Origin of the sequence: Serratia sp. 14-2641 (genome assembly GCF_001692375.1) — a bacterium.
GTDB lineage: Bacteria > Pseudomonadota > Gammaproteobacteria > Enterobacterales > Enterobacteriaceae > Chania > Chania fonticola_C.
This window is the reverse complement of sequence record NZ_LXKR01000050.1, coordinates 1-7,509: the sequence shown is the minus strand read 5'-3', so window position 1 is coordinate 7,509 and position 7,509 is coordinate 1. Positions and strand designations below refer to the sequence as shown.

Sequence of the window (7,509 nt, the reverse complement as noted above, 5' to 3'; positions counted from 1 at the left end):
CGGGATGAAAATTTGGCGTGGCGTCAGAAAAGTCAGCAACTGCGGCAGGCACTGAACTGCGCGCTGGCCTGTTTGCACTCCTGTGAGCCTGACGCTATCTCCTTCAGGTTGCTTCAGGATTGGTTGCAGGCGGATACGGTATCCGAGTTGTACCTTCTGATGCATACCGATCAACAGTTTGAAAAAGGGCGGGTTGCGCTGGAGAGTTACCTTAACTGCCTGCCCGGCGTTCATCCTGAACACGCGGCGGCGATGAGTCCCTGGCCGGAAGCCGCAGAGCGTGCCCATGATTATCTGGTTCACATGATTATTCAGGAGAATACGCATGAGTGAGTTTTCAACTATCCCAACCGTATCCACCCCGCCTGAAGCTCCACCAACACCGTCTACGCCCTCCCGTCCACGTTTGCTGCAGCGCAAGTTATTGTTTGGTATGACGTTACCTTGGCTGGCTGGAGCGCTCCTTGCACTGGGGCTGTTTGCGGCTTATCTGTTCGCGCCTTATGTGAATGGTGGTGATGGCGGTTCGGCCGCTACGCAGGATGCTTTCAGTGAGGCTGAGTATGGGCAATCTGTGGCACCGGTGGCGTTGGCCGCTGTCGCTCCTGCAGGGGGAACGGACGCGGTTCAACTGCAGAATGACGTTGCCACCATGGTCGGCGGTGTTCGTTCTTTTGCGGAGACCAACCGTACGGCGATTTCCCGGTTGGCGGACACGGTCAAAACGCAGAGTACCGCGCTGGCCGCGCTGAAACAGCAATTGGCTGACCTACAGGCACAGAATAACCACCTGCTCAGCAGGTTGTCTGTTCTTGAGGCAAAGCCAGCAGCCGTGGTGTCGCAGGTTAATGATCGTGTCGCGCCCCGTTCTCGTTCTGCACTTGCCGGCATGCGACTTGATGCGGTGCAAAACGGCATGGCGTGGGTGTACTGGCAAGGTAAAACCTGGGCTGTCAAAGCGGGCGATCGGCTGGGGCGGGTGACCATCACCGGTATCGATGCTCAGTCTCGTGAAGTCAGCACCAGCGCGGGCGTGCTGAAGTGAGGTAAGGGTTATGCCTAACGGAAGCGATGCTATCCAACTGTTGGTCAATCTCGCGCATAACGTGCAGGGGGCGTTTACCCGTCTAGGGTTTACGCTGGCCATGCTGTTTGCCGTGGTAGGCGCGGTGACATTTCTGGCACATCACGCCAGTGCATCACGTAAATCTCCGGGCCAGTCCGCTGGGGGCGGAAAGGTGATCGCCTGGTTGCTGTTGTGCGGAGGGCTGGCGGGGTTGGATCAGATGATCGGTGCCGCAGCCCGGCAAGTGGGTTGGCAGGGGGCGACCTTCGACGCCATCAGCTATGTGGATGTTGGCACCTTTGGCGTGGCGGCCGATGCCGCGAACGCCATGCTGACCCTGATCCGCGTCTTTGGCGTTTATGTTGCGCTGCAGGGGATGTTGACCTGGCGCAGGTCACTTAAAGATGGGCATACGGGGTTGTCGGCCAGTCAGGACGTTTCCACCGGAAGCTTGAAATTCACGCTGGGTATCATGATGGTCTGCAGTCCTTATCTGCTTGATGCCTTGCAAAAATCCCTTGGCATGCTGTAAGCCTGCCGGGTTTCATCCGCGCGTCAGCGCACTCTCACCTTCATTAATAACAATCTTCATTTTCAAGGAGTCAATCATGCCAAACGACATGATGCTGAAATTTTCTGTGCGCGCTTATTTCCTGAAGGCGTGGTTACGTCAGCGATTTATGGCGTTTTTATCTGGGGCTACAGCGGTTCTTCCTGTCACGGCACTGGCCGATGGTGATATTGCGGACATGGCCGACCGTGCCGCTGAAGGTGCCAAGTCCGGGATTAAGTCTGCACTTATTATTGCACAGCTTGCCGGAGCCGTATTTGTCATTGGCGGACTGATTGCAGCAAAAAACAAGAAGGACAATCCGCAGATTAAGGTCTCCCATATTATCTCGGCAATTCTGTTTGGCGTCTGCCTCATTGTGGTGCCGGAAATTATCAAACGGGCGCAAACCCAGGTGGGACTGTCACCGGTCAACGTCGGTTAACGAGAAACGCTCCGGATTTTCGGGGCGTTTTTTTATTTGGTTGAGAATTCGTCATGACTGAAGCTCAGTTAACGCTAGCGCCACTGTCACTGGATATCAGTGGCGATCCCCAAACGCCGGTACCGCAGCCGATGGACGGTAAACGTTGTCGATGCTGTGGCCTGCATATTCGCACTCTGTGGCAGGGGACTCGCGCAGGATTTGATGAGTCACATGCCGTATGCACCTTATGTTACCTCTCTGGGCATCTCGACAGCCCCACCGCAGCCCATGCCCGTCTGGTCTGGCTTCCCGGTGTGTCGCTGACGAACGCCCTTCACCTGCAGCGTCAGACTTTGCTGGCGATGATTGCTGGCACCCAAACACAGCAGCGTGAGGGAAAACGCGTGTGGCGCTGGATGATACTCCATGCCCGAGAGGTTGAAGGGGCATGGGGAACGGCGCGAGTGGGAGAGTTTGCCGCAGCCATGCTGCGACTGCCCCCCGTCAAGCGGGCACGCCTGCAAGAACGATTGGTTGGCTGCGTACCTGTATTTCCCCCTGATGTGTTCGATGACCTGTCCCTGTTGTTGCCTGAGGGTAAAACAGCGGCGCAGGCCCTGACGACCTGGTGTTTCCCTACCTACCGCCGGAGTGATTTGTATGCCGAACCCGATCCGCTGGATTGAAGAGATCATTACTGCCACCTCCCGCTTTGCCGTGTCGCGGGATTTACCCGACTACAGTGATCTGCAGACGGTGGTCCGCCTGACAGATGACGACCGTATACGCCACCCCGAGCTGGCCGCCCCCTATATCCTGGTGACTGACGACGGTGATTATTGCTCGGCCTTTGCCGTCGCCGGCAGCTTTTGCGATACCGATGAAATGGCCGCCTCTGACGCCCCGTTTTCCTGGGCGGGGCGCATCGAACGTATGACCGAATCACTGAATGCGGTGTATCGCCGACATGGCCATAAATTCAGCCTGATTTACGAGGATGATCCCTCACGCGGGGAAGAAGAGGTCAGGCGTCTTATGGCACCTCAATACCGGTCCATTCGTCGTACCGGCATGGCGCTGAAGGAAATTCTGGATGAGCGGGTGGCCAAGATCAGCCCCTGGGTGTCACGAGAACGCTGCTATCTGGTGTGTTACACCGGACGCAAGGCATTGTCCGCCCACGAACTGATGGACGAAAACAAGCGTCTCAAGGCGCTTATCCAGCAAAGCCCCGATGCGCGTTTTGGTCAAAACCCTGTGCTGGCTGAGATGGTTGGACAAAAAATCAGACATGATGCCTTTCTCAGTGGCATAGAGGCGGCATTGAGAGATAACGGCGAAGGCGTGCTGTTGAGTCGTCTTGACGCGCATGCTGTTGGGCACGCATTGCGTGAGCAAGTGGATCGTGCCGGTACCTCCGAGCACTGGCAGCCATTGTTGCCGGATGATCCCATTATGCCTCATGGCGCACGTGCTGGAGATGATCACACGCCATTCCTGGCCCCCTGGCTGAACTTCCAATTGATGAATCAGGATGTTCACCCGCAGGGCAATATGCTGTGCATTAACGGTGTGTGGCATGGCACGTTGTCGGTGATCCTGGGGCCGCAAACCCCTCAGACATTTGCACATCTCAAAGCATTGGTGCCGCGTGCGGTGCCCTGGCGGGTACGGATGGATGTGATGCCTGGCGGCATGGCGGCGCTGGGTGTCAAGAAAGGGACGCTCGACTTTATGGCGTTCGTGCCGACCTTACGGCCGATTTGGAAGTCCATCGCGGCACTGACACAGGTTGAAAAAAATGAACCGGTCTGTGTGATGACGATAACGGCAGCGACCTGGGGGGACAGTCCACAGGCGGTAACCCGTAATCTGACGCTACTGACACAGGCTTTCCAGTCATGGGGCGTCTGTGAGGTCACGCAGACTTTCGGCGATCCAGTTCGTGCCTGGGTTTCCACTCTGGTGGCATCCAGCAAAGGCAGCGGCCCCAACCCGCTCTACCCCCCGTTATCCGAAGCACTGAACCTGACGCCGTTGACGCGGCCGGCATCTGCCTGGGAGGACGATGGCAACGCCTTGTTCCCCACGCTGGATGGCAAACTTTATCCTGTGGGGCTGGCCACCAGTAAGCAGAACAAGTTGACCAACCTGGTGTCCGGTTCACCAGGGACGGGGAAGTCAGTGTTGCTTAACGCCCTTGGTAACATTCAAATCACCAGCGCTCAGCAAAACCTGCCATTTTTTGCCGGCGTGGATAAGGGATTCTCAATGCAAGGCCAGATTGCCTTGCTGCGTGATGCTTTACCGCCGGAACGGAAAGATGAGGTGGTGGGTATTGTTCTGCAGAATAGTGTGGCCCATTGCCGCAACCTGTTTGATATCCAGTTGGGGGCGCGTTATCCGATAGAGCCTGAACGCAACTGGATCCTCAGCATGTTGACCGCCATGTGTATCGATCCCAGCACCGGCGAACCCCCTAATGCCCGCGATACCCGACAAATCCTCGAGCGGGCCATCAGCAAAGCCTACACCACGAATGCGGAAGTCAGCCCGCAGGCTTATAGCCGCGGTCTTCCTGGATTGGAGTGTGTTGATGCGGCATTGGATAAATTGGGGCTGTTTGAACGGTTCGACGCAGACTGGTGGGATAAAGCGCTATGGTACGAAGTGCGTGATCTGCTGTTTGATGGAGGCTATGTGCGAGAGGCTCAATTGGCCCAGTTCCAGGCTGTACCGGAACTGACCGACATGACCGGTATCTTGAATCATGAAGATATTCAGGGGGCCTTCGGTAAAGTGCAGCGAGATGGCAGTCAGGAAAAGTTGCTGGAGTATATGTATCGCTGCATGAAAGACGCGGTGGGTGAATTCAAAATGTTGGCTGGGCGCACGCGGTTTGTCATTAGTCCTCGAACACGCGTGATCGCGATCGACCTCAATAACGTGATGGGGGATGACAGTAAGGCGGGGCATCTCAAAACGGGGATCATGTTCCTGTTTGCTGGCCAGGTGGCTGGCGGTGATTTCGTCCTGCCTCAGTACCGTGATGCGTTGCTTGCCGCAGTCGACAAGCGTTATCACGCATTACATATCGAACGGTTGGAACAGCTGGATCAAGAGGTCAAGACCAAGGGGTATGACGAACTGCATAACGCCAAGAAAGTGCCGTTTATTTTCCCCATGCTGGAAACCCAGGATCGTGAACAACGGAAATTCGGGGTCCGCACCGTGTTGTCTTCCCAGTATATGCGCGATTTCCCTGAGGCCATACTTCGCTCGGCTAATTCATTGTTCATGATGGAGGTCGATCCGGATGACGAAGCGCTGCTGGTCGAGCGCTTCAAGGTACCGAAAGTCACCTTGCGTAACTTCCAGCGCTGCGGCACAGGCCCAGCGCCGGACGGGAGTGGCGTGCCGTTCCTGGGCATTTTTCGTATCAAGGGCGGGGGGACGTTGGCCCGGATATTGAAAAACGCGCTGGGGCCCCTTGAACTGTGGGCGCTTAACTCTTCACCGATAGACAGTTCGCTCCGGCGGCTGTTGTACGAACAGGTTGGCGGGTCAACGGCGCGCACCATTCTGGCCGAGGCTTTTCCGCAAGGCACGGCAGAGAAGCTGATCGAACTGCGTCGAAAGCAGGTCGGCGATGTGGATGCCGGCAATGTCACGCGCCACCTTGCCTCTGAGCTTATTGCCAAACGCGGCTATCACCTTTAAGCGAGAAAAATCATGAAATACTCTGCGACAGTGGTCGCGCTGGCGGTCAGTCTGGTACTGACCCAGCCCGCGGCCGCGTATACCGTTTATGTGTCCGGTAGTGCACCGATTGAATTCCAGGTGATGCCTGCAATGGCCACCATCAATGCCACGTTGGCGGAGATCCTCACAACGGAAACCCAGATAGGTACTGCTATCGTGCAGGCCAGTGACAAACAGGTGTCGGCGGTGACCGAGGCGGCTCGCGCGCAGCGTGAGGCCGACATCTTTGGGCGTCAGACAGAGCGTCTGGAGCGAGCCCGCGACAGTTTTACAGTAACGGACAGTATCTGCAGCGAATCGGCGTCCGGCATGGCCACCCAGGTCAGCAAGCAGACCCGCTCCAGCGCCTCCCGCCTGTCTGGCGGCGGGGGCGTCAGCAGCGAAATGGTGCGCAAGAGCGTAGCGTCCCTTCCGGTGGCACCGCGTCAGGGCGGCTATCGCAGTGCGGCGGTACATGCGGCTTACTGTACGGCAGAGGAAGCGGCAACCTATAGGGGGACAGACCTGTGTCCACAGGTCTCTCCGCTGCCCGGCGGTGATATCGAGTTGCGTTCCCTGATGGATGGCGCCGGGGCTGTCGGCAAGGCACCTGACCTGACCTTCAATCAGGAGCAGGTCGATGCGGCGATGGCCTACATGAAAAACTCGTCCCGCCATGATGCGGGGCGCACTCCAGGCAAGGGGGATATTCAATCGGCCACAGGCCGCGAATATCAGGGGTTGCTGACACAATACAAATCGATACAGAGCGCGGCCTCTCAGCCCCAGTTGGACATGATTGCGGCCAGTCAGCCCAATCCGGCGACCCGGGATGCGTTAGGTGAGTCGCTACAGAGCCCGTCAGCCAGTCAGTATTTTTCAGCGATGGCGAGCCAGGAAGCGCAGAAGTCCGGGGTGATGAGCGAACGGGAATACGAGTCTTTCGAAGTCGGCCGGCGCTATGCCAACACTGCGTATGAAACCGACCTGCAGGCGATGAGTGGCGACAATCTGACGCGTGAGCTGGTCCGTGTCCAGAGCCTGGGTAACTGGTTGCAGTTGGGCATTAAAAACGAGCTGCGCAAGGCAAATGTTATCGCAGGGCAGCAATTGGCCATGGCGGCGAAAGCACAATATGCGCCGCAGCTGCAGCAGCTTTCCACCCAGATGAGTGCAGGGGTAACGGCGAATGCAAACTGAGCAAAACAGGCAGAGAGTGGCACCCACCTCGTTGCGGCGGGTTGGGAAAGTAGGGCTGTCATTGGTAAACCCTTTCTCTGACCTGGGCGTTATTTACCGGGGGGGCGTGCGGCCGATACTGAATAATCTGGCGCGGGCGCGGGAGGTGGTTCGCGCTCCTGGTCAGGTTGACCGTGAAGCCTTGACCTGGGCGCAAGCCGTGGCGGCAGCGGGCGTTTCGGTTGAGCAGCTTCGCACCAACTATGTCCGTATCCGGGCATTTTGGTGGTTCCTCATGCTGGTTTGCGGCGGGCTCTCCTTGATTTTGTTATTGATGATCATGGTGAGTCTAGTCTCCCTACCAGGCTCGGTCCTGCTGCGTGCGACGATTGCGTCATTGATTTTGGCGTTGTTAGGGGCTGCGGGGTTTGTGAAAGCGCTGATCGTGACGTATCGCCTGTGGCAACTCAATACGCAGCGCGTCAGTAAAGAAGAAAAGGGGACGTTCGGTGATTTCCGGTCGGAGAATCGCTGTTGCCGGCAAGT

At 57.2% G+C, this 7,509-nt stretch carries 8 protein-coding genes; all 8 read left to right on the top strand.

Annotation, left to right across the window (positions count from 1 at the left end; translation table 11 throughout):
• The coding region (locus A6U95_RS18325) for a hypothetical protein (RefSeq protein ID WP_206744298.1) at positions 1–333 on the top strand (333 nt) is incomplete at its 5' end.
• On the top strand, positions 326–1,045 hold the full coding sequence (gene traP / locus A6U95_RS18320; RefSeq protein WP_065685504.1) for a conjugal transfer protein TraP: 720 nt from the start codon (positions 326–328) through the stop codon (positions 1,043–1,045). The genes A6U95_RS18325 and traP, both read left to right, overlap by 8 nt.
• Positions 1,046–1,055: 10 nt before the next feature.
• The gene (gene traQ / locus A6U95_RS18315; protein WP_021807928.1) at positions 1,056–1,598 is read left to right on the top strand and encodes a conjugal transfer protein TraQ; all 543 of its coding nucleotides are present in this window, start codon (positions 1,056–1,058) and stop codon (positions 1,596–1,598) included.
• Between the two features lie 76 nt (positions 1,599–1,674).
• Positions 1,675–2,061, top strand: coding sequence for a DUF6750 family protein (locus tag A6U95_RS18310; RefSeq protein ID WP_065685503.1), 387 nt, complete (start codon positions 1,675–1,677; stop codon positions 2,059–2,061).
• A gap of 53 nt (positions 2,062–2,114) precedes the next feature.
• Entirely contained in the window at positions 2,115–2,729 is a 615-nt protein-coding gene (locus A6U95_RS18305; RefSeq protein WP_021807930.1) for a hypothetical protein, read from the top strand.
• A complete protein-coding gene (locus A6U95_RS18300; RefSeq protein ID WP_065685502.1) occupies positions 2,704–5,763 on the top strand; it encodes a conjugal transfer protein in 3,060 nt (1,019 codons plus the stop codon). The genes A6U95_RS18305 and A6U95_RS18300 overlap by 26 nt, the downstream gene beginning before the upstream one ends.
• A 12-nt stretch (positions 5,764–5,775) precedes the next feature.
• A complete protein-coding gene (gene traW, locus A6U95_RS18295) occupies positions 5,776–6,984 on the top strand; it encodes a conjugal transfer protein TraW (RefSeq protein ID WP_065685501.1) in 1,209 nt (402 codons plus the stop codon).
• The coding region (traX, locus tag A6U95_RS18290; RefSeq protein WP_065685500.1) for a conjugal transfer protein TraX at positions 6,974–7,509 on the top strand (536 nt) is incomplete at its 3' end. The genes traW and traX, both read left to right, overlap by 11 nt.